The 19,123-nt window shown below is 73.1% G+C and carries 18 protein-coding genes and 1 pseudogene; 6 read left to right on the top strand and 13 right to left on the bottom strand.

The genetic code is table 11. From position 1 onward, the window contains the following. Nucleotides 1-70 precede the first annotated feature (70 nt). Nucleotides 71-2,410 carry a collagenase gene (locus ACGFR7_RS20020; RefSeq protein ID WP_393320709.1) on the bottom strand — a complete coding sequence of 780 codons (2,340 nt, stop codon included), beginning with the start codon at nucleotides 2,408-2,410 and terminating at the stop codon, nucleotides 71-73. 138 nt (nucleotides 2,411-2,548) lie between these two features. On the opposite strand from ACGFR7_RS20020, the gene ACGFR7_RS20015 reads away from it, so the two are divergent. After that, nucleotides 2,549-3,943 carry an aminopeptidase P family protein gene (locus tag ACGFR7_RS20015; RefSeq protein ID WP_393320706.1) on the top strand — a complete coding sequence of 465 codons (1,395 nt, stop codon included), beginning with the start codon at nucleotides 2,549-2,551 and terminating at the stop codon, nucleotides 3,941-3,943. A 48-nt stretch (nucleotides 3,944-3,991) separates the two neighbouring features. Here ACGFR7_RS20015 and ACGFR7_RS20010 read toward each other — a convergent pair whose 3' ends face one another. From ACGFR7_RS20010 to ACGFR7_RS19975, 8 genes and pseudogenes are all read right to left on the bottom strand, one after another. After that, entirely contained in the window at nucleotides 3,992-4,708 is a 717-nt protein-coding gene (locus ACGFR7_RS20010) for a GntR family transcriptional regulator (protein WP_393320703.1), read from the bottom strand. A 95-nt stretch (nucleotides 4,709-4,803) separates the two neighbouring features. Continuing rightward, nucleotides 4,804-5,805, bottom strand: a complete 1,002-nt coding sequence (locus ACGFR7_RS20005) for a proline racemase family protein (RefSeq protein ID WP_393320700.1) — start codon at nucleotides 5,803-5,805, stop codon at nucleotides 4,804-4,806. Between the two features lie 13 nt (nucleotides 5,806-5,818). After that, entirely contained in the window at nucleotides 5,819-6,721 is a 903-nt protein-coding gene (locus ACGFR7_RS20000) for a dihydrodipicolinate synthase family protein (RefSeq protein ID WP_393320697.1), read from the bottom strand. A gap of 74 nt (nucleotides 6,722-6,795) precedes the next feature. Next, a complete protein-coding gene (locus ACGFR7_RS19995; RefSeq protein WP_393320694.1) occupies nucleotides 6,796-8,190 on the bottom strand; it encodes an NAD(P)/FAD-dependent oxidoreductase in 1,395 nt (464 codons plus the stop codon). Further along, a complete protein-coding gene (locus tag ACGFR7_RS19990) occupies nucleotides 8,171-8,491 on the bottom strand; it encodes a (2Fe-2S)-binding protein (protein WP_393320691.1) in 321 nt (106 codons plus the stop codon). Before ACGFR7_RS19990 ends, ACGFR7_RS19995 begins: the two co-directional genes overlap by 20 nt. A gap of 179 nt (nucleotides 8,492-8,670) precedes the next feature. Then, complete coding sequence (locus ACGFR7_RS19985) at nucleotides 8,671-9,804, bottom strand: NAD(P)/FAD-dependent oxidoreductase (RefSeq protein ID WP_393320688.1); 1,134 nt, start codon at nucleotides 9,802-9,804, stop codon at nucleotides 8,671-8,673. A gap of 137 nt (nucleotides 9,805-9,941) precedes the next feature. Beyond that, nucleotides 9,942-10,250 (bottom strand): annotated as a pseudogene (locus ACGFR7_RS19980) (amidohydrolase); the annotation flags it as partial. 27 nt (nucleotides 10,251-10,277) lie between these two features. Continuing rightward, nucleotides 10,278-10,466 (bottom strand): hypothetical protein, encoded by a 189-nt coding sequence (locus ACGFR7_RS19975; protein ID WP_393320685.1) that lies wholly within the window; start codon nucleotides 10,464-10,466, stop codon nucleotides 10,278-10,280. 177 nt (nucleotides 10,467-10,643) lie between these two features. On the opposite strand from ACGFR7_RS19975, the gene ACGFR7_RS19970 reads away from it, so the two are divergent. Beyond that, complete coding sequence (locus tag ACGFR7_RS19970; protein ID WP_393320682.1) at nucleotides 10,644-11,435, top strand: uracil-DNA glycosylase; 792 nt, start codon at nucleotides 10,644-10,646, stop codon at nucleotides 11,433-11,435. A 144-nt stretch (nucleotides 11,436-11,579) separates the two neighbouring features. On the opposite strand, the gene ACGFR7_RS19965 is transcribed toward ACGFR7_RS19970, so the two are convergent. Together ACGFR7_RS19965 and ACGFR7_RS19960 are read right to left on the bottom strand one after the other, a co-directional pair. After that, entirely contained in the window at nucleotides 11,580-12,497 is a 918-nt protein-coding gene (locus ACGFR7_RS19965) for an SDR family oxidoreductase (RefSeq protein ID WP_393320679.1), read from the bottom strand. Between the two features lie 24 nt (nucleotides 12,498-12,521). Then, nucleotides 12,522-13,427 carry an SDR family oxidoreductase gene (locus ACGFR7_RS19960; RefSeq protein ID WP_393320676.1) on the bottom strand — a complete coding sequence of 302 codons (906 nt, stop codon included), beginning with the start codon at nucleotides 13,425-13,427 and terminating at the stop codon, nucleotides 12,522-12,524. 82 nt (nucleotides 13,428-13,509) lie between these two features. Between ACGFR7_RS19960 and ACGFR7_RS19955 the strand changes: the two genes are divergently transcribed. The 4 genes from ACGFR7_RS19955 to ACGFR7_RS19940 are packed head-to-tail and all read left to right on the top strand — an operon-like array spanning nucleotide 13,510 to nucleotide 16,926. Further along, complete coding sequence (locus tag ACGFR7_RS19955) at nucleotides 13,510-14,283, top strand: enoyl-CoA hydratase family protein (protein ID WP_393320673.1); 774 nt, start codon at nucleotides 13,510-13,512, stop codon at nucleotides 14,281-14,283. A 2-nt stretch (nucleotides 14,284-14,285) separates the two neighbouring features. Further along, nucleotides 14,286-15,125: a CoA transferase subunit A gene (locus ACGFR7_RS19950; RefSeq protein ID WP_393320670.1), complete on the top strand. Its 840-nt coding sequence runs from the start codon at nucleotides 14,286-14,288 to the stop codon at nucleotides 15,123-15,125. Next, nucleotides 15,122-15,871: a CoA-transferase subunit beta gene (locus tag ACGFR7_RS19945; RefSeq protein WP_393320667.1), complete on the top strand. Its 750-nt coding sequence runs from the start codon at nucleotides 15,122-15,124 to the stop codon at nucleotides 15,869-15,871. The genes ACGFR7_RS19950 and ACGFR7_RS19945 overlap by 4 nt, the downstream gene beginning before the upstream one ends. Further along, nucleotides 15,868-16,926, top strand: a complete 1,059-nt coding sequence (locus tag ACGFR7_RS19940) for an NAD(P)H-dependent flavin oxidoreductase (protein WP_393320664.1) — start codon at nucleotides 15,868-15,870, stop codon at nucleotides 16,924-16,926. Before ACGFR7_RS19945 ends, ACGFR7_RS19940 begins: the two co-directional genes overlap by 4 nt. 123 nt (nucleotides 16,927-17,049) lie before the next feature. Here the strand turns inward: ACGFR7_RS19940 and ACGFR7_RS19935 are convergent, their stop codons facing one another. Together ACGFR7_RS19935 and ACGFR7_RS19930 are read right to left on the bottom strand one after the other, a co-directional pair. After that, nucleotides 17,050-18,207 carry an acetyl-CoA C-acetyltransferase gene (locus tag ACGFR7_RS19935; RefSeq protein WP_393320662.1) on the bottom strand — a complete coding sequence of 386 codons (1,158 nt, stop codon included), beginning with the start codon at nucleotides 18,205-18,207 and terminating at the stop codon, nucleotides 17,050-17,052. A 123-nt stretch (nucleotides 18,208-18,330) separates the two neighbouring features. Then, complete coding sequence (locus ACGFR7_RS19930; RefSeq protein ID WP_393320659.1) at nucleotides 18,331-19,113, bottom strand: SDR family oxidoreductase; 783 nt, start codon at nucleotides 19,111-19,113, stop codon at nucleotides 18,331-18,333. Between the last annotated feature and the right edge of the window lie 10 nt (nucleotides 19,114-19,123).

Here is a 19,123-nt window from a genome sequence, read left to right as displayed (position 1 = left end):
CGGCCCGGCGACCGGACACGGCCCGCACGTCGCACGACGGGCCGTGCCCTCGCCGGGGACGGCGGCACGCTCACCGCCGCAACGGGCCCTCGCAGCGGAAGTCCGCGCTGCCGGCCCGGCCCGAGGACCAGATCTCGGTGGGACCGAAGGAGCAGTTCATATCGGTGAAGTTGTTCGCGGCGGGCTTGGTGCGGTCGAGGATGAAGTAGTCGACGGTTTCGGACATGTCCTTGAAGACCTGGCCGGGGTCACCGGAGTTGGCGAGGTTGGCGGTGATCCGGCCGGTGCAGGTGAAGCGGCCGATGCCCCGGTCGCCGTCGTCCTTGCAGACGGGCGTGTTGGCGGTGGCGGCGGCGAAGGCGCTCCGTACTTCGGCGGGGGTGGCGAACTTCAGGGATCCGTTGGGCGTGAACGCCGTGTCCGGCACGAAGAGGTCGTCGACGATGGCGATCTGCGCGTCGAGGAAGGCGTCGTACTGCTGCTGCAGCCCGGGGTCGGATCCCATGCGGTTGCGCCAGGAGTCAAAGGCTGCCGGGTCGTCCGCCCGCAGATACCGGTACATCTCCTGGAGCATCGCGGGGTGGTCGCGCCACAGGAACTCGAAGAACGTCCCGGCGTAGGAGTAGAAACGGAAGCCGTCGTGGTCGTACGTCGCGTGCAGGAACTCGTTGATGCTCATCCGGGCTTTGCCGCCTGCGGTGTCCGCGATGATGTCGCGGACGAGTGACCGGCGCACGGCGATGCCGTTGTCACGGGTCGAGCCGTCGAAGAACTCGGCGCTGCCCTCGTCCATGGCGGTGGTGCGGTCGCCCTCGTACCAGGGGCCCTCGCCGAAGAAGCCGGGGACGGCGAAGCGGCCGTTGAGGTAGTGGACGTACTCGTGCCGGAAGAGCTCTTCGAGGGTGAGGCTGGAGTCCTGCGGGACGCGCCGCTGGTAGGTGTAGAAGGTCGCGCCCTGCTCGATGTAGACGCCGCCGTTGTTGGTGTCCATACCGGTGAGCAGCGGGTGGTAGACCTCGTAGTCGGCGCGGGAGGCGTACAGGACGATGGTGAGGGTGGTGTTGGGGTCGCCTGCCAGCGGCTGGGTGGTGCCGAGCACCCGGTGGAACTGGGACCTGACCTGCTTGGACGCGTAGTAGAGCTGGTCGACGACGGCGCGGTCGAGGGCGGTGCGGACCGTGATGGCGCCGTTGTCGTAGGAGTAGGTGCGCGGGAAGATCCGCTTTTCGATGTCCTCTTTGCACACCGCGTACGGCTTGCAGGCGTCGAAGAAGATGAGCCAGCCGGCGACCTTGGCCCAGGGTTCGCTGCCGTCACCGAAGTTGCGCACGGTGGTGGGGAGGAGGGCGCCGAGGTCGGTGACGATGGCCCGCTTGAGGGAGCCGATCTGGCCGAAGCGGCCGTACTCCCCGAGCGCGTCGCGTACGACCCAGGCGTTGGGTGTCCCCTTGAGGTGGGTGTATCCGGCGAACGCCTTGAAGACGGCGCGGTAGGCGGGGTCGGCGGCGACCGCGTACTGGAAGGCGGTGTCCTTGTTGCCGGGGTAGACGCCCAGGTAGTTGACGGAGAGCGCGGCCAGGGCGGCGTTGCCCCAGGCCGGGTCCTTGTCAGTGGCGGGGTGGGCCGCGTCCATGGTGGCCAGGACCCGCTGGATCAGGTCGAGTTGGTGCTGCCGCAGGCCCGGGGCGCTGGCGGCGTACAGGGCTTCGCGCAGGGTGTCGGCGTTGGCCCGGGTGACGTCGAAGGTGCGGGCCGCGGTGCCGAAGGCCTCGACGGCGCGGCGTACGGCGTCGACCGTGGGGGCGTCGGTGGTGTCGATCTCGTCGTGCGAGAAGTCCTGGTAGGCCACCGCGTGCAGGTACGTGAACATCTCGTACAGATGGCTGGTGTTCTTGCCGTCGTGGGCGGCGGCCAGGCCGGTGATACGACGGGCCACCGCCTGGACGTGGGCGTCGGACATGACGGGGATGAGCCGGGGGTCCCAGGTCCACACGAGGGTGCGCAGGCAGTCGTCGGCCGTGACGGCGGGGTCGGCGAGGAAGTCCGCGAACTGTTCGGGATTCAGGCCGGTGATGCCGTCGAGGGTGCAGGGGGCGACCTCGGGTCTGGGGCCCTGGGGCGGTCCTGCGGGCTTGCTCTGGGGGCCCGGTATGCGGCCTCTCTCGACGAGGGCACGGGGGGCCGGGGCCGGGGCGGCGTCGGACTTCGGGGCTGCGGCGAGGCGTTGGGCGTGGTCGAAGGGGTTGGTGGCGGGGGCGGCGGGCCGGTGTCCGGGTTGCGGTGCCCGGGTCTGTGAGGAGGTGGCCGACGGGTGGGGTGCCGCCTGGGCGGCCTGGACGGCCGGCAGGGCGAGGGTGGTGGCGAGGGCCGCGGCCAGCAGGATGCTGCGCGGCAGACGCGAAGGGGACACCTGAACCTCCGGAAGGGAGTGGGGGGTTGTGTGGCGATGGAGGCGGTGGCCTTCACTCCACGAGGTGTGACCCATAACATAGTAATGTGAAATTGCACTGACAAGGCTTCAGGTAACTTTCTTTACCGGAGGTGTCCTTTGACCTCGCGCGCCCCCCAACTCCACACCGGCAGCCATGACTTGCCGGTGTCGGACGCCCTGGCCGCCTTCATGACCGGCCAGTGGGCCACCACCCCGCCGCCGCCCGACGGGCCCCGCGTCCCGGGCTTCGCACGGTTCGCCGGCCGCCGGGCCCGGCTCGCCGCACGCTTCCCCGGCGAGCGGCTGACCATCCCCTCAGGAGAGTTGAAGGTCCGCTCCCACGACTGCGATCACCGTTTCCGCCCCCACAGCGCCTACGCCTGGCTGACCGGGCTGACCGGCGAGGACCAGCCGGGGCATGTCCTGGTGCTGGAACCGGACGGCGAGGCGGTGCTGTACCTGCGGCCGCGGCCGCCGCGGGACGACGGTGGGGCGTTCTACCGGGACCGCCGCCACGGCGAGTTCTGGGTGGGACGCCGCCCCGATCTCGCCGAGGCCGAACGCCTCACCGGCATCCGCTGTGCGCACCTGGACGACCTCGGACCCCGCCGGCCCGGGCGGGACGCCGCCCACGACGCCGAACTCGCCTCCGTGCTCAGCGAATTGCGGCTGGTGAAGGACGACTGGGAGGTGGCCCGGCTCCAGGAGGCCGTCGCTCACACCACCACCGGGTTCGAGGACGTCGTACGGTCCCTGCCCACCGCACTGCGCCACCCGCGCGGCGAACGCTGGCTCGAAGGGGTCTTCCAACTGCGCGCCCGCGCCGAGGGCAACGGCACCGGGTACGAGACCATCGCCGCTGCCGGCGCCCATGCCTGTGTGCTCCACTGGACCCGCAACGACGGACCGCTCGACCCCGGCCAGTTGCTCCTGCTGGACGCGGGCGTGGAGACCGACACGCTGTACACCGCCGACCTCACCCGCACCCTGCCGCTGTCCGGGCGCTTCTCCCCCGTCCAGCGCCGGGTGTACGAGCTGGTGCTCGCCGCACAGGAGGCGGGCATCGCCGCCCTCAAACCGGGGGCGAGCTTCCGGGACTTCCACCGGGCCTGTACGGGCGTCCTGGCCGAGGGGCTGGCCGACTGGGGCGTCCTGCGCATCCCGGCACGGGAGGCACTTTCCGCCGGCAGCGGCCTGTACCGGCGCTACACGCTGTGCAGTTCGGGCCATATGCTCGGGCTCGATGTGCACGACTGCGCACGGGCCCGCGCGGAGCAGTACCTGGACGGCGTCCTGACGGAGGGGCAGGTCCTGACCGTCGAACCGGGGCTCTATCTCCAGCCCGACGACGAGACCCTGCCATCGGAGCTGCGCGGTATCGGCGTCCGGATCGAGGACGATCTGGTGATCACCTCGGACGGTGCCCGGCTGATGTCGTCGGCACTGCCGCGCACCGCCGACGGGGTGGAGGAGTGGATGGACGGGCTCCTCAGCGGCCGGGCCGACGGCTGACCGGGCCGACCTGGCCGCCCTGGCCGCCCTGGCCGACCGACCGCCGGGTCAGCCCCGGCGGGCGGTCCGCGGCCGCTGCGGCCGCGGTACCAGCGGCTCGTCGCGGACCTGGGCCCACAGCGAACGGACATGGCCGAGGTGGCGGGCCATACAGGCCTCGGCGGCCTCGGCATCGCCCGTCAGCATCACATCGAGCAGCTCGACGTGCTCCTCGGCGGAGGGCAGCAGCTGATCGCGCTCGTCGAGGCGGGTGAGACCGTAGAGACGGGAGCGCTTGCGCAGCTCCCCGACCGTCTCGACCAGGCGGTCGTTGCCGCTGAGGCCGAGCAGTTCGAGGTGGAAGCGGCGGTCGGCCTCCAGGTAACCGATGAGGTCGTGCGCGCGGGCGGCGGCGACGATCTCCAGGGCGGCAGGGCGAAGGGCCTCCAACTGTGCACGGTCGGCGGTCCGGGTGACCTGGCCGACGACCGGGACCTCGATCAGGGCACGGATCTCGGTGAACTGGTCGAGGTCGCGCTCGCTCACCTCGGTGATCCGGAAGCCCTTGTTGCGTACCGGTTCGACCAGCCCCTCACGGGCGAGGTCGAGCATCGCCTCGCGCACCGGGGTGGCGGAGACGCCGAAGTCCGCGGCGAGGCCCGGGGCCGAGTAGACCGACCCCGGGCGGAGCTCCCCAGCGATCAGGGCCGCGCGCAGTTGATGGGCGACCTGATCGCGAAGCCGCTCCTGCGCGGTGATCAGGCTGCGGTGCTTGAGTTCACCCATCGTGGTCCTCCGGATTGGCGCGGAGTGCCAGCGTACAATGTCACGTTGCGCGAACTCCCTGGTGGCGGACGGCCGTCGGCCTCACGGGCCGTGCGTCACAGCACGAACCCCGCGGGGAACGGGTCCGACGGGTCGAGGAAGTACTGCGCGGTGCCGGTCACCCAGGCCCGGCCGGTGACGGTGGGGACGACGGCCGGGAGCGGGCCGGCCGTGGTGGTGGCGACGAGACGGCCGGTGAACTCCGTTCCGATGAACGACTCGTTGACGAATTCCTGGTGGAGGGGGAGTTCGCCTCGTGCGTGCAGCTGTGCCATCCGCGCGGAGGTGCCCGTACCGCACGGCGAGCGGTCGAACCATCCCGGGTGGATGGCCATCGCGTGCCGGGAGCGGGAGGCGTCCGACCCCGGCGCGGCGAAGTAGACATGCTTGAGGCCGCCGATCCGCTCGTCCTCGGGATGGACCGGCCGGTCGGTGGAGTTCACGGCCTCCATGAGGGCGAGTCCGGCGGCGAGGATGTCGTCCTTACGGGCCCGGTCGAAGGGCAGGCCGACGCTGTTCAGCGGCAGGATCGCGTAGAAGTTGCCGCCGTAGGCGAGGTCATAGCCGATCGTGCCGTAGCCCGGGACGGCGACCTTGCGGTCCAGTCCGGCGCAGAAGGCGGGCACATTGGTGAGGGTGACGGCCGTGGCCGCCCCGTCCCTCACCTGCACCTCCGCGGTGACCAGTCCGGCGGGGGTGTCGAGCCGCACCCTGGTCACGGGTTCTTCGACCGCCACCATGCCGGTCTCGACGAGGACGGTGGCCACGCCGATCGTGCCGTGTCCGCACATCGGGAGGTAGCCGGACACCTCGATGAACAGGACGCCGTAGTCGGCGTCGGGCCGGGTCGGCGGCTGGAGGATCGCGCCGCTCATGGCGGCGTGGCCGCGCGGCTCGTTCATCAGGAGCGTACGGAGGGCGTCGCGGTGCTCGGCGAAGTGCAGCCGGCGCTCGGCCATGGTGGCGCCGGGGACGGTGCCGACGCCGCCGGTGATGACGCGGGTGGGCATGCCCTCGGTGTGGGAGTCGACGGCGTGGAAGACATGGCGGGTGCGCATGGCGAGCCCCCTCTCAGTGGTGGCCGTCGGCGAGGAGCTTTCCGGTGGCGGCGCGGAGCACGGCCGAGTGCTCGGCGGTGAGCGGGGAGCGCGGCGGACGGGTCGGGCCGCCGCGGTGTCCGGCGAGGTCCATGGCGAGCTTGATCGCCTGCACGAACTCGGGCCGGGAGTCCCAGCGCAGCAGCGGGTGCAGGGCGCGGTAGAGCGGCCGCGCGGTGTCGAGGTCACCGGCGAGGGCGGCGCGGTAGAGGGCGCCGCACGCCTCGGGCAGCGCGTTGGGGAAGCCCGCCACCCAGCCGACGGCACCGGCGAGGGCGAGTTCGAGCAGGACGTCGTCGGCGCCGATCAACAGGTCCAGTTCCGGGGCGACTTCGGCGATCTCGTAGGCCCTGCGGACATCGCCGCTGAATTCCTTGACGGCGACGATGCTGCCGTCGGCGTACAGCTCGGCGAGGAGGCCGGGGGTGAGGTCGACCTTGGTGTCGAAGGGGTTGTTGTAGGCGACGACGGGCAGGCCGGCCGCGGCCACCTCGGCGAAGTGGGCACGGACCGCGGCCGGTTCGGCACGGTAGCCGTTGGGCGGCAGCAGCAGGACGGAACCGGCGCCCGCCTCGGCGGCCTGCTCGGCCCACCGGCGCGATGCGGCACTGCCGTAGGCGGAGACACCGGGCATCACCCGGTCGCCGTCACCGGCGGCCTCCACGGCGGTACGGACGACACGGGCGCGCTCGTCGTCGGTGAGCGTCTGGTACTCGCCGAGGGAGCCGTTGGGGACGACACCGTCGCAGCCGGCGGCGAGCAGCCGGGCCACCTGGTCGGCGTAGGCGTCGTGGTCGACGGAGAGGTCGTCACGGAAGGGGAGGGTGGTGGCAACCATGATGCCGTGCCAGGGGCGGGTGCGAGTGCGGGTGACCATGTGAAGTCTCCTTCTATGAGGTGTGACATTTTACTGGGCGCCCCAGAGGCTTGCCAAGGCCGCCCGGAATCGAACTAGCCCTGTTCTTCCGCGAGTTCCCCCAGGACAACGGGACAGGCCAGGGGTCTGCGATCGGCCGCGGGCCCGGCCTGACCCGCGAGGCGCGCCACCGCGGGCCCGCACATCCGCCCCTGGCACCAGCCCATTCCGGCCCGGGTGAGCAGTTTGACGGTGCGGGTGTCGCGGGCGCCGAGACCGGATACGGCTTCCTGGATCCGGCCGGCCGTGACCTCCTCGCAGCGGCAGACCTCGGTGTCCTCACGCAGCCACCCGGTCCAGCCGGGGCTCGGCGCATGGGCGGCGGCCATGGCCCGGGCGAACCGCCGCAGCCGGTCCCGGCGGCGCCGCAGCGCGCCCCGGGCGGCCCGACGCGCGATGCTGTACGCCGCCAACTCGCCCTCAGTGAAAGCGAGTTCCACACCCCCGACACCCCCGGCCTCACCGGCCGCCCAGACGCCGTCGACCGTGGTCCGCTGCTGCTCGTCGAGCACCAGCGCCCAGGTGCCGTCCTGAGTACGACGCGTGGTGCAGCCCAGTGCCGTGGCCAGCTCCAGTTGCGGTACGAGTCCGTGTCCGACGGCGAGCGCATCGCAGGGGATGCGCAGGCCGGTCCCGGGCACCGGCCGCCAGTCCCGGTCGAGCCGGGTCAGGGTGACGGCCTCGACCCGGTCGGTGCCGTGCACGGCGGTGACCGCGCTGCGGGAACGGAGGCGTACGCCGTGGCGGAGCAGGCTCACCGCGTGACCGGCCCCTTCGACGAGCTTGCGGGGGTTGACGGCAAGCGCGCGCGGGGCACGGGCGTATCCGGCGTAGCCGCTCGCCTCGGCGACCACCGGCACGGTGGCGCCGGCCGCGGCCAGCGATCCGGCGACGGCGAGCAGCAGCGGACCGCTGCCGGCGACCACGATCCGCCGCCCCGGCAGCACCAGCCCCGCCTTGAGCATGGCCTGCGCGCCTCCCGCCCCCACGACACCGGGCACCGTCCAGCCGGGGAAGGGGAGTTGGCGCTCGTGCGCGCCGGTGGCGAGGAGCACGTGCTGCGCGCGCACCTCGGCCCGGCCCTGCGCCCCGTCGGGCCCGGTGACCGCGTGCACGGTCCAGTGCGCCGGGTCCCGGGTGACGGCCCAGACATGGTGTGCCGCGAAGTGACTCACCCGGCCCGCGGCGAGCTGCGCGTCCAGCCGTGCGGTACGCCGCGCGAAGGCGCGCCAGGAGTGATGCAGGGCCTCGGGGCGGGCGGCGCCCAGCCCGGGAGCCGGCTGCCGGTAGAACTGTCCGCCGGGCCGGGGGGCCGCGTCGACGAGTGCCACCCGCAGCCCGAAGCCGGCGGCGGTGACGGCGGCGGCGAGCCCGGCCGGCCCCGCGCCGATGACCACGAGGTCGTGGGTCTCAGACGGTGAGATCGGCATGCCCGTGTCCCTCCTGGGTGGTGATCGTGTCCCCGGGCCGGGCGGGCACCAGGCAGGCCCGTTGATTGGGCCGGCCGTTGACGGTGGCCAGGCAGTCGAAGCAGGAGCCGATCCCGCAGAAGGCCCCGCGCGGCCGCCCGTCACCTCGCGTGGTCCGCCAGGAGAGCACGCCGGCCGCCCAGAGTGCGGCGGCAATGCTCTGACCGGGCAGCGCGGGCAGCGGCCGCCCGTCGAAACGGATCTCGAACGCCGGTCCCGGCGCGGCCCGTACGACGTCGGCGGGGGTGCGGCGACGGGTCATCCCCGGACTCCTCTCGGTGGTGGTGTGCGGGAGCGCTGAGGCGCGAAAAGGTCGGACAGGACGGACGGGACGGACAGTTGACCCGTGGATTCCCTCGGAACCGGCCGTGCCGCTCTCCGGCGCTCGCCGCCGTCCGCTCCCGCCCTCCTCCGGCCCGGCCGCACGGATTCCTGCCCCGTTCATTCCTCCCCCGCTCCCTCGGGGAACCGGTCCGGGCGGAACGGCCGCGCATCCAGCGGGCCGGGAGCCCCCGTCAGCGCGGCGGCGATCAGCCGGCCGGTGGCCGGGGCGAGTCCGATACCCGCGCCCTCGTGGCCGCAGGCGTGCAGCAGGCCGGGCAGGCGCGGGTCGGGGCCGATCGCCGGGAGGTGGTCGGGGAGGTAGGGGCGGAACCCCTGATAGGTGCGCATCACCCGGACACCCGCCAATACGGGGAACAGGGCGGCAGCTTGGGCGGCGAGCCGGCGCAGCACCTCGACCGAGAGCGTGCGGTCGAAGCCGATCCGTTCCCGGCTGGCACCGATCAGGACCGGCCCCGCCGGGGTGCCCTCGACGACGGCGGAGGTCTGCAGCGCCGCCGATCCGCTGGCCACATCGGCGACATAGTCCGCGGCATACACCTTGCGGCGCACGACACGCGGCAGCGGTTCGGTGACCAGCACACACCCCCGGCGGGGCAGGACGGGGACCCGCACCCCCGCGAGCGAGGCCAGCCGGCCGGCCCAGGTGCCGGTGGCGTTCACCACCGCGGGGGCCAGAATGTCGCCCCGCGGGGTACGGACGCCCCGTACCGCCCCGCCGGGCCCCCGCAGGACTGCCGTGACCTCCGCGCCCAGGTGCAGCCGCGCTCCGGAGGCACGCAGCAGATGGGCGGCGGCCAGGGCGGGCTGGACCTGGGCGTCCTGCGGGTAGAGGACGCCTCCGGCGAGGCCTGGCGCCAGATGCGGTTCGGCGTCCCGCAACCGGTCGGCGGAGAGGCACTCGCTCCGCACGCCCGCCCTGCCCTGCGCCGCGCGGAAGGCGCGCAGCGCCGCCATGCCGGGTTCGTCGGAGGCGACGACCAGTCCGCCCTTCGTCTCGTACTCGATCTCCGGCGGGAGCTCGGCGGCGAGTTCGCGCCACAGCCGGAGGGACAGCAGCGCGAGGTCGAGTTCGGGGCCCGGTTCCTTGTCGGAGACGAGCAGATTCCCCTCTCCGGCGCCGGTGGTACCGCCCGCGACGGGTCCGCGGTCGACCACGGTGACGGCGAGGCCGGCCAGGCCGGCGTAGTAGGCACAGGCGGCGCCGACCACTCCGGCCCCGACGATGACCACATCCGGAGCATCCAAAGACTGTCTGTGTCTCGTGGGCACGTCAGTAATATGTCACACAACACTGGTGCTGAAAAGGGGACTTGGCGGACCCGGAGCACGGCTTGCGCACGGCCCCTGAGGTCCCGGCGGGGGGGGAGGGGGCCGGGGCAGACCATGGCCGGGAACGGCTCGGCGGGGAACCTCACCCCGGCCCCCGCGTACGAGGCGGCCAGGCGACGGATGTCCTCGCGCACCTCCCGGTACCGCTCCTGAGGCCAGCAGCGGTAGGACACGCTCACCGTGGCTGCCTCCGCCCGGGTCCGGAGGGCCACGAACCGGGCCAGCGGCCCGTTGGGCGTCTGGGAGTCGGCGACGATTCGGTCGAGATCCGCGGGAGTCTGCGGCAGTGCCACCGTGGCGAGCGCGCCGATCTCGCCGGCCAGTCGTCGGGCGGCATCGGGCGCGTCGGCGTTCACCCTCCGTCGGCACGGTGGTCACCGTTCCGGCAGGCCGAGTCCCGACCTGCCGGCCGCGCCGTCCAGCAGTGCGCACAGGCCCTCGGGGAACCGGTCGCGTTCGGACAGGTCGCCGATGAGCCGATGGGACGCCTCCCCGGGGCCGTCACCGCCGAACAGCACCTGGGCTTCGTACTCCGTACGACCAATGGATAGAGGGGGCGCCATGACAGATATCTACGTACTCATCACCGGAGCCGGTCCGACCGGGCTCACCCTCGCCTGCGAACTCGCGGTGCGGGGTGTGGGTGCCGCATCGTCGACCGGGCGGACCGGTTCTTCGGAGGGTCGCGCGCCGACGGCAACCACTGCCCCCCGTGGCGAAAGCCTCGGTAGCGTGAAGGGATGAACGGAACCGGGGCCACGGGGTCTTCGCCGGGCAGGGACGAGGCGGCCTTCCCCGTCCATCACGCCGGGCGCTGCGGCGCGCTCGCGGAGCTCGACGCCCAGCTGGTCCGCTGCCGCGCCTGTCCCCGGCTGGTGGAGTGGCGCGAGGAGGTCGCGGCGCATCCACGGGCGGCGTACCGGGACCAGGAGTACTGGGCGCGGCCCGTCCCGGGATTCGGGCCGTCCGATGCGGCGCTGGCCGTCGTAGGGCTCGCTCCTGCCGCGCACGGTGGCAATCGCACCGGCCGGATGTTCACCGGGGATGCCTCAGGTGACTTCCTGTTCGCGGCCCTTCATGCGGTGGGTCTCGCTTCCCGGCCGACCGCCACGCACCGGGGCGACGGGCTGGAGCTGTACGGCGTGCGGGTCACCTCGCCGGTCCACTGCGCTCCGCCGGACAACCGGCCCACGCCCGCCGAGCGGCGTACCTGCCGGCCGTGGCTGGCGGCGGAGCTCGAACTCCTCAGCCCCGGCCTGCGTGCGGTCGTGGTGCTCGGCGCCTTCGGCTGGCAGGCGTTGCTGCCCGTACTGGGCGACGCGGGGTGGCCGCTCCCCCGGCCCCGCCCCGCGTTCGGTCACGGCGTGCAGCTGACCCTGCCCGCCACCGGGCAGCGGCGCGAACTCCAGGTGCTCGGCAGCTACCACCCCAGCCAGCGCAATACGTTCACCGGCCGGCTCACCTTCGACATGCTCGTCGATCTGCTCGCCCGCGCCGCCGGACTCGCGGGACTGGAGCGTCCGGCAGGCTGACGAGCGAGATGGACGAACGAGGCAGGAGAGATGTCCGGGGCCGCGGATCCGCCCCGTGCAACGGGCCCGGGGCCGCAAAGACCCCGCCATTCGGCTCCGGACCCCGCCGGCTTGTGCCCGAGGGCCGGCCCATGGCGCCATACGTCACCGCGCGCCGTACACCGGCCGTGGTTCCTCGGCGGCGGCCAGCAGCTCGCGCGCGGCCACGCCCGCCTCGGCCGGTGTCCAGCGGCTCTTTCGGTCCGCGGTCGGGCCGGGGCGCCAGCCCTCCATCACGGTGATCCGGCCCGCCTCGGCCTCGAAGACCCGGCCGGTGACCCCGGCGCTCCCGGCGGAGGACAGCCAGACCACCAGCGGGGAGACATTCTCCGGGGCCATGGCGTCGAACTCCCCCTCGGCGGGTGCCGCCATCGTCGCGGCGAAGGTCCGCTCGGTCATCCGGGTACGGGCGGCCGGTGCGAGGGCGTTGATCTGCACCCCGTAGGGGGCGAGTTCGGCGGCGGCGACGAGGGTGAGACCGATGATGCCGGCCTTGGCGGCGGAGTAGTTGCCCTGGCCGACGCTGCCGAGCAGCCCGGCCCCCGAACTGGTGTTGACGATCCGGGCGTCGGGGGTGCGGCCGGCCTTGGCCTCGGCCCGCCAGTGCGCCGCGGCGTGCCGCAGGGGCAGGAAGTGGCCCTTGAGGTGGACGCGGATGACGGCGTCCCAGTCGTCCTCACCGAGGTTGACCAGCATCCGGTCGCGCAGGAATCCGGCGTTGTTGACGAGGGCGTCGAGGCGGCCGAAGGCCTCCAGGGCGGTGGTGATGAGCGAGGCGGCGCCTTCGGTGGTGGTGATGTCGCCGGTGTGGGCGGCGGCCCGGCCGCCGCGGGCGCGGATCTCCTCGGCGACCTGCTGGGCCGGTCCGGCCGAGGCGCCGGCCCCGTCGGGGGCCACCCCGAGGTCGTTCACCACGACCTGGGCGCCTTCGGCGGCGAGGGCCAGGGCGTGGGCTCGGCCGAGTCCACGGCCCGCCCCGGTGACGGCGGCCACGCGTCCCGTGCAGATTCCGGTGCCGGTCATGTCCGTACTCCTTTGCCGGTCGGGTCAGTTGTCCTTCGTGGTGTGGGGCGGGATGGGGCGGTTGACGGGGGCGGCGTCGGACGCCGTGCGGTGATTGACGGTGGCGGCGTCGGGCGCCGTGGGGCGGTTGACGGGGGCGGCGTCGGGCACCGTGCGGTGATTGACGGTGGCGGCGTCCAGGAAGGCGGGGCGCTCCCCGCCGCCGTGGACGAGCAGGCTCGCCCCGGTCAGATAGGCGGCCCGGTCGGAGGCGAGGAACACGCAGGCGTCGCCGATCTCGGCGGGTTCGGCGAGCCGGCCGAGCGGGACGGTGGCGCCGACGGCCGCGATCCCCGCCTCGTCGCCGCAGTGCAGGGCGGCGAGTTCGGTGCGCACCATGCCGAGGACCAGGGTGTTGACCCGTACGTCGGGAGCCCATTCGACGGCCATGGAGCGGGCGAGGTGGTCCAGGCCCGCCTTGGCCGCGCCGTAGGCGGCGGTGCCGGGCGAGGGCCGGGTGCCGCTGACGCTGCCGATCATGAGGACCGAACCGCCGGCCGGCCCGCCCCGCAGCAGCTCGTAGGCGGCGAGCGAGGCGGTCAGCGGAGCAAGGAGGTTGAGTGCGACGACCCGGGCGTGCCGCTCGGTCCCGCCCTCCCCCAGCAGCCGGTACGGCGTGCCTCCGGCGTTGTTGACCAGGCAGTCCAGCCGGCCGTACTCGTCCGCGAGCCGGGCGAAGAAGGCCCGGACGGCGGCCTGGTCGCGCAGGTCCAGGGGGCGGAAGCGCGCGCTGCGGCCGGCCGCCGCGACGGGGGCGTCCGGTGGCCGGCGCGCGCAGATGACGACCTCCGCACCGGCCCGCAGGAAGGCGCGGGCGATGCCCGCGCCGACGCCGCGGGTGCCGCCGGTGACGACGGCCAGCCGCCCGGACAGATCGAGAGCCAGGCTCACGGAGCACCCCTCCCGCAGCGCACCATCCGCTGCTAACTTCGCTACCTAACAAACGCTTGGTGGAAAGGTAGCTGATCTGCTCATGGGTGTCTCCACCTCCAAGCCTGACCAGGGCGTCGCCGTCGTCACCGTGGACTTCCCGCCGGTCAACGCCCTTCCCGTGCAGGGCTGGTACGACCTCGCCGAGGCCGTGCGCACGGCCGGCCGCGACCCCGGCGTCCGCTGCGTCGTCCTCACCGCGAACGGCCGCGGCTTCAATGCGGGAGTCGACATCAAGGAGATGCAACGGGACACCGCGTCCGGCGGACACGGGGCCCTGCTCGGCGCCAACCGCGGCTGTGCCGAGGCGTTTTCGGCGGTCTACGCCTGCGAGGTACCCGTCGTCGCGGCGGTGCACGGCTTCTGCCTGGGCGGTGGCATCGGCCTCGTCGGGAACGCGGACGCGATCGTGGCCAGTGACGACGCCACCTTCGGACTACCGGAGCTGGACCGCGGTGCGCTCGGCGCGGCCACCCACCTGGCCCGGCTGGTACCGCAGCACCTGATGCGCGCGCTCTACTACACCTCCCGCACCGCCACCGCCGCCGAACTGCAGGCGCACGGCTCCGTCTGGCGGGTCGTCCCGCGCGCGCAACTGCCGGGCGCCGCACGGGACCTGGCCCGGGAGATCGCCCGGAAGGACGGCTTTCTCCTCCGCCTGGCCAAGGCCGCCCTCAACGGCATCGACCCCGTCGACGTGGGGCGCAGCTACCGCTTCGAGCAGGGCTTCACCTTCGAGGCGAACCTCAGCGGAGTCGCCGACCGCGTCCGCGACACCTTCGGTGCGCCGGGCACCACCCCGACCAAGGAAGGCTGACCGTGACCGACAAGACCATGACGCCCGAGGACGTCGTCTCCCGGCTGCGCAGCGGGATGACCCTCGGCATCGGCGGCTGGGGTTCGCGCCGCAAGCCGATGGCGCTGGTAAGGGCGCTGCTCCGCTCCGACATCACCGATCTGACCGTGGTCTCCTACGGCGGTCCCGATGTCGGCCTGCTCGCCGCCGCGGGCCGGATCCGCACACTGGTCGCCGCGTTCGCGACCCTCGACTCGATCCCCCTCGAACCGCACTTCCGCGCGGCCCGCCAGCGCGGCGCGTTCGAGCTGAGGGAGATCGACGAGGCGATGTTCATGTGGGGTCTGCACGCCGCCGCCAACCGGCTGCCGTTCCTGCCCGTACGGTCCGGCCTCGGCTCGGACGTGATGCGCGTCAACCCCGGTCTGAAGACCGTCACGTCGCCCTACGAGGACGGTGAGACCTTCGTCGCGGTGCCGGCCCTGCGCATGGACGCGGCGCTGGTCCATCTCAACCGTGCCGACCGGCTGGGAAACGGCCAGTACCTGGGCCCCGACCCGTACTTCGACGATCTGTTCTGCGAGGCCGCGGACAGTGCGTACGTCTCCTGCGAACGGCTCGTGGACGACTTCGCCACGGCCGCCCCGCAGACCCTCCTGGTCGCCCGCCATGCGGTCACCGGAGTCGTGGAGGCCCCGAACGGCGCGCATTTCACCTCCTGCGTCCCCGACTACGGGCGTGACGAGCCCTTCCAGAAGCTGTACGCCACCACGCCCTGGGCGGAGTTCGCCGAGCGGTTCCTGTCCGGGGACGAGAAGACGTATCGGTCCGCGGTCGAATCCTGGCACGAGGAGCAGCAGTGAGCGCTACCCCCACGACGACGACCCGCGCCGAGTACTGCGTCATCGCCTGCGCCGACGCCTGGCGCGGCAACGGCGAGGTGCTGGCCAGCCCGATGGGTGTGATCCCGTCGATCGGCGCCCGGCTCGCCCGGCGTACCTTCTCCCCCGATCTGCTCCTCACCGACGGCGAGGCCATGATCGTCGGCCCGGATGGCGCGGCCGAGGGCTGGCTGCCCTACCGCCGGCACCTCACCATGGTCACCGGCGGCCGGCGCCATGTGATGATGGGCGCGAGCCAGCTCGACCGCTTCGGCAACCAGAACATCTCCTGCATCGGCACGTGGCAGCAGCCCGCCCGCCAGCTCCTCGGGGTCCGCGGCGCGCCGGTCAACACCCTCAACAATCCGGTCAGTTACTGGGTGCCGAAACACTCGAAGCGGGTCTTCGTCGAGAAGGTCGACATGATCTGCGGGGTCGGATACGACAGCGCGGCCGCCGCCGGGCCGTCCGCGACCCGCTACCACCGCATTCCGCGCGTCGTCTCCGATCTCGGGGTCTTCGACTTCGAGACCGCGGACCGCGCGATGCGGCTGGCCAGTGTGCATCCCGGCGTGACGGTCGGGGAGGTCAGGGAAGCCACCGGGTTCGCGCTCGCACTGCCCGAAGAGGTGCCCTGCACCCGGGAGCCCACCGCCACCGAACTCCGGCTGATCCGCACGGTCCTCGACCCGGAGGGACGACGCGAGCGCGAGGTGCCGGCGGCATGACGGACGCCCGGATCGAGACGCCGCTGACCAGGCTCGTCGGGGTGCGCCACCCGCTCGTGCAGACCGGCATGGGGTGGGTGGCGGGGCCCCGGCTGGTCTCGGCCGCGGCCGATGCGGGCGCCCTCGGGATTCTCGCCTCGGCCACCATGACCGTCGCGCAGCTGCGTGCGGCGATCCGCGAGGTGGCGTCCCGTACGGACGCACCCTTCGGGGTCAACCTCCGCGCGGACGCGGCGGACGCGGGCGAGCGGGTGCGCCTGATCGTGGAGGAGGGCGTCCGGGTCGCCTCGTTCGCGCTGGCGCCCTCCCGTGAGCTGATCGACCGGCTGAAGGATGCGGGGGTGCTCGTCATCCCGTCCGTGGGTGCCCGCCGCCATGCCGAGAAGGTCGCCGCCTGGGGCGCGGACGCGGTCATCGTCCAGGGCGGGGAGGGCGGCGGCCACACCGGGAAGGTCGCCACGAGCGTGCTGCTTCCGCAGGTCGTGGACGCGGTCGGTATCCCGGTGATCGCGGCGGGTGGCTTCTTCGACGGCCGGGGGCTGGTCGCGGCGCTCGCCTACGGCGCGGCCGGCATCGCCATGGGCACCCGCTTTCTGCTGACGTCGGACAGCACCGTGCCGCGGGCGGTGCAGGACCGCTACCTGGCGGCGGGCGTCCAGGACGTCACCGTCACCACGAAGGTGGACGGTCTGCCGCACCGGATGCTGCGCAGTGAGCTGGTCGAGGCGCTGGAGCGGTCCGGGCGCGCCACCGCGCTGCTCGGAGCCGTCCGGCGGGCCGCGTCGTTCAGGAAGCTGTCCGGCCTGAGCTGGGCGCGGATGGTCCGTGACGGCCTGGCGATGAAGCACGGCCGGGACCTCTCCTGGAGCCAGGTCCTGTTGGCCGCCAATACTCCGATGCTGCTGAAGGCCTCGATGGTCGAGGGCCGTACCGATCTCGGGGTGATGGCGTCCGGGCAGGTCGCCGGCGTGATCGAGGATCTGCCGTCCTGCGCGGAGCTCGTCGACCGGATCATGGCGGGGGCGCGGACGGCACTGGGCGCGCTGCCGCGCTGAGCGGAACGCCGCGGCCCGGCCGGGGAGGGTGGTGTCCCCCGGGCCGGGCCCCGGCGGTGCCCGGCGGTCCCGTCTCGGGCGCGGCGGGCCCGTTGTACGTTCCGTGGCGCGCCGGACCGGGTGTCAGAGGCGTTCGATGATCGTGACGTTGGCCTGGCCGCCGCCCTCGCACATGGTCTGCAGGCCGAACCTGCCGCCGGTGCGCTCCAGTTCGTGCAGCAGGGTCGTCATCAGCCGGACGCCGGTCGCACCGAGCGGATGGCCCAGAGCGATGGCGCCGCCATTGACGTTGACCCGCTCCGGGTCGGCACCGGTCTCCTCGATCCAGGCCAGCACCACGGGCGCGAACGCCTCGTTGATCTCGACCAGGTCGATGTCGCCGAGGGACATCCCCGTCTTCCTCAGTGCATACGCCGTCGCCGGGATCGGTGCGGACAGCATCCGGATGGGGTCCGCACCGCGCACCGACAGATGGTGGATGCGGGCGCGCGGGGTGAGGCCGTGTTCGGCCACCGCCCGCTCGGAGGCGATAAGCATGGCGGCCGCGCCGTCGGAGACCTGCGAGGAGACCGCCGCGGTCAGCCGGCCGCCCTCGACGACCGGCGCCAGCGCGGCCATCTTCTCCGGCGAGGTATGACGGCGCGGGCCTTCGTCGACGGTGAGGTCCCCGTAGGCGACGATCTCCCGGTCGAAGCGGCCCTCGTCGATGGCGCGGACGGCCCGCTGGTGCGACCGGAGCGCGAACTCCTCCATGTCCGCACGGGAGATCTGCCACGCGTCGGCGATGAGTTCGGCACCGTGGAACTGGTTGACGGGTGCCTCGCCGTAGCGCGCCCGCCAGCCCGCGGAGCCGGCGAACGGGCCGTCGGTCAGGCCCAGCGGGGCGGCGGCCTGCCGGCTGGCGAAGGCGATCGGGATCTGCGACATGTTCTGCACCCCGCCCGCGACCACCAGGTCCTGGGTGCCGGAGAGCACGCCCTGCGCCGCGAAGTGCACGGCCTGCTGCGAAGAGCCGCACTGGCGGTCCACGGTGACGCCGGGCACCTCCTCGGGCAGTCCGGCGGCCAGCCAGCACGTCCTGGCGATGTCCCCGGCCTGGGGGCCCACGGTGTCCAGGCAGCCGAAGACGACGTCCTCGACGGCGGCCGGATCGGCGCCGCTGCGCGCCAGCAGCGCCGTCAGCACATGGGCGCCCAGGTCGGCGGGGTGGACGGCCGACAGACCGCCGCCCTTCTTGCCCACCGGGGTACGGACCGCGTCGACGATATAGGCCTCGGGCATGGGGTCTCCTCGGTTCGGATTCTGCGACGGTGCCGGCCGGATCCGCAAGGTGGTGCCGGCCGCCGCCGACGTATACCGGCGGGCGGCCCGCCCGGGGCCGCACGGCGCCCGGCGCACCGCGCCTCACGCATGCTGGGAGCTGACGGACACCGTTTCCCCGGTCATGTACGAGGCGTAGTCGCCGGCCAGGAAGACGATGACATTGGCGACCTCCCAGGGTTCGGCCCAGCGGCCGAACGCCTCCCGTTCGGTGAGCTCCGCCAGCAGTTCGGGCGTGGTCACCTTCGCCAGGTGCGGGTGCATCGCGAGGCTGGGCGAGACCGCGTTGACGCGTACGCCGTACTCGGCGGCCTCCATGGCGGCGCACCGGGTCAGCGCCATCACTCCGGCCTTGGCCGCGGCGTAGTGGGCCTGGCCGCGCTGGGCGCGCCAGCCGACGACCGAGGCGTTGTTGACGATCACGCCGCCGCGGGCGGCGGCCTTCATCCGGCGCAGGGCGGCCCGGGTGCAGCGGAAGGTGCCGTTCAGGGTCACGTCGAGGACCGTGTCCCACTGGGTGTCGGTCATCTCGACCAGGTCGGCGGTTCCGCCGAGCCCGGCGTTGTTGATCACGATGTCGAGGCGGCCATGGCGTTCCTCGGCGGCGTCCAGCAGGGCGTTGACCTGGTCCTCGTCGGTGACATCGCAGGGCAGTGACGCCACCTGTCCGGCGCCGAACTCCTCGGCGAGCGCCTGCGCGGTGGCCTGCAGCCGGCGTCCGTGGGCGTCACCGAGGACCACCCGGGCGCCTTCCTCCAGGAATCTGCGGGCGGTGGCTCCGCCGATGCCGGCTCCGGCGGCCGCGGTGATCACGGCGGTCCGGCCGTCGAGCAGATGGTGGCCCGGCACATAGGGCGGCGGTGTCATCCGTGAGCCT

The organism is Streptomyces sp. NPDC048516 (assembly GCF_043199875.1).
GTDB lineage: Bacteria > Actinomycetota > Actinomycetes > Streptomycetales > Streptomycetaceae > Streptomyces.
Note: the sequence above shows the minus strand (reverse complement) of the source record. Positions and strands in the feature narration are given on the sequence as shown.

What these genes read in the sequence shown, in the direction of transcription:
- ACGFR7_RS19990 (WP_393320691.1), bottom strand. Translation starts at nt 8,491, where the DNA reads ATGACCCGTCGCCGCACCCCCGCCGACGTCGTACGGGCCGCGCCGGGA.
- ACGFR7_RS19970 (WP_393320682.1), top strand. Translation starts at nt 10,644, where the DNA reads ATGAACGGAACCGGGGCCACGGGGTCTTCGCCGGGCAGGGACGAGGCG.
- ACGFR7_RS19940 (WP_393320664.1), top strand. Translation starts at nt 15,868, where the DNA reads ATGACGGACGCCCGGATCGAGACGCCGCTGACCAGGCTCGTCGGGGTG.
- ACGFR7_RS19995 (WP_393320694.1), bottom strand. Translation starts at nt 8,190, where the DNA reads ATGCCGATCTCACCGTCTGAGACCCACGACCTCGTGGTCATCGGCGCG.
- ACGFR7_RS20005 (WP_393320700.1), bottom strand. Translation starts at nt 5,805, where the DNA reads ATGCGCACCCGCCATGTCTTCCACGCCGTCGACTCCCACACCGAGGGC.
- ACGFR7_RS20000 (WP_393320697.1), bottom strand. Translation starts at nt 6,721, where the DNA reads ATGGTCACCCGCACTCGCACCCGCCCCTGGCACGGCATCATGGTTGCC.
- ACGFR7_RS19935 (WP_393320662.1), bottom strand. Translation starts at nt 18,207, where the DNA reads ATGCCCGAGGCCTATATCGTCGACGCGGTCCGTACCCCGGTGGGCAAG.
- ACGFR7_RS19975 (WP_393320685.1), bottom strand. Translation starts at nt 10,466, where the DNA reads ATGGCGCCCCCTCTATCCATTGGTCGTACGGAGTACGAAGCCCAGGTG.
- ACGFR7_RS19930 (WP_393320659.1), bottom strand. Translation starts at nt 19,113, where the DNA reads ATGACACCGCCGCCCTATGTGCCGGGCCACCATCTGCTCGACGGCCGG.
- ACGFR7_RS19955 (WP_393320673.1), top strand. Translation starts at nt 13,510, where the DNA reads ATGGGTGTCTCCACCTCCAAGCCTGACCAGGGCGTCGCCGTCGTCACC.
- ACGFR7_RS20010 (WP_393320703.1), bottom strand. Translation starts at nt 4,708, where the DNA reads ATGGGTGAACTCAAGCACCGCAGCCTGATCACCGCGCAGGAGCGGCTT.
- ACGFR7_RS19965 (WP_393320679.1), bottom strand. Translation starts at nt 12,497, where the DNA reads ATGACCGGCACCGGAATCTGCACGGGACGCGTGGCCGCCGTCACCGGG.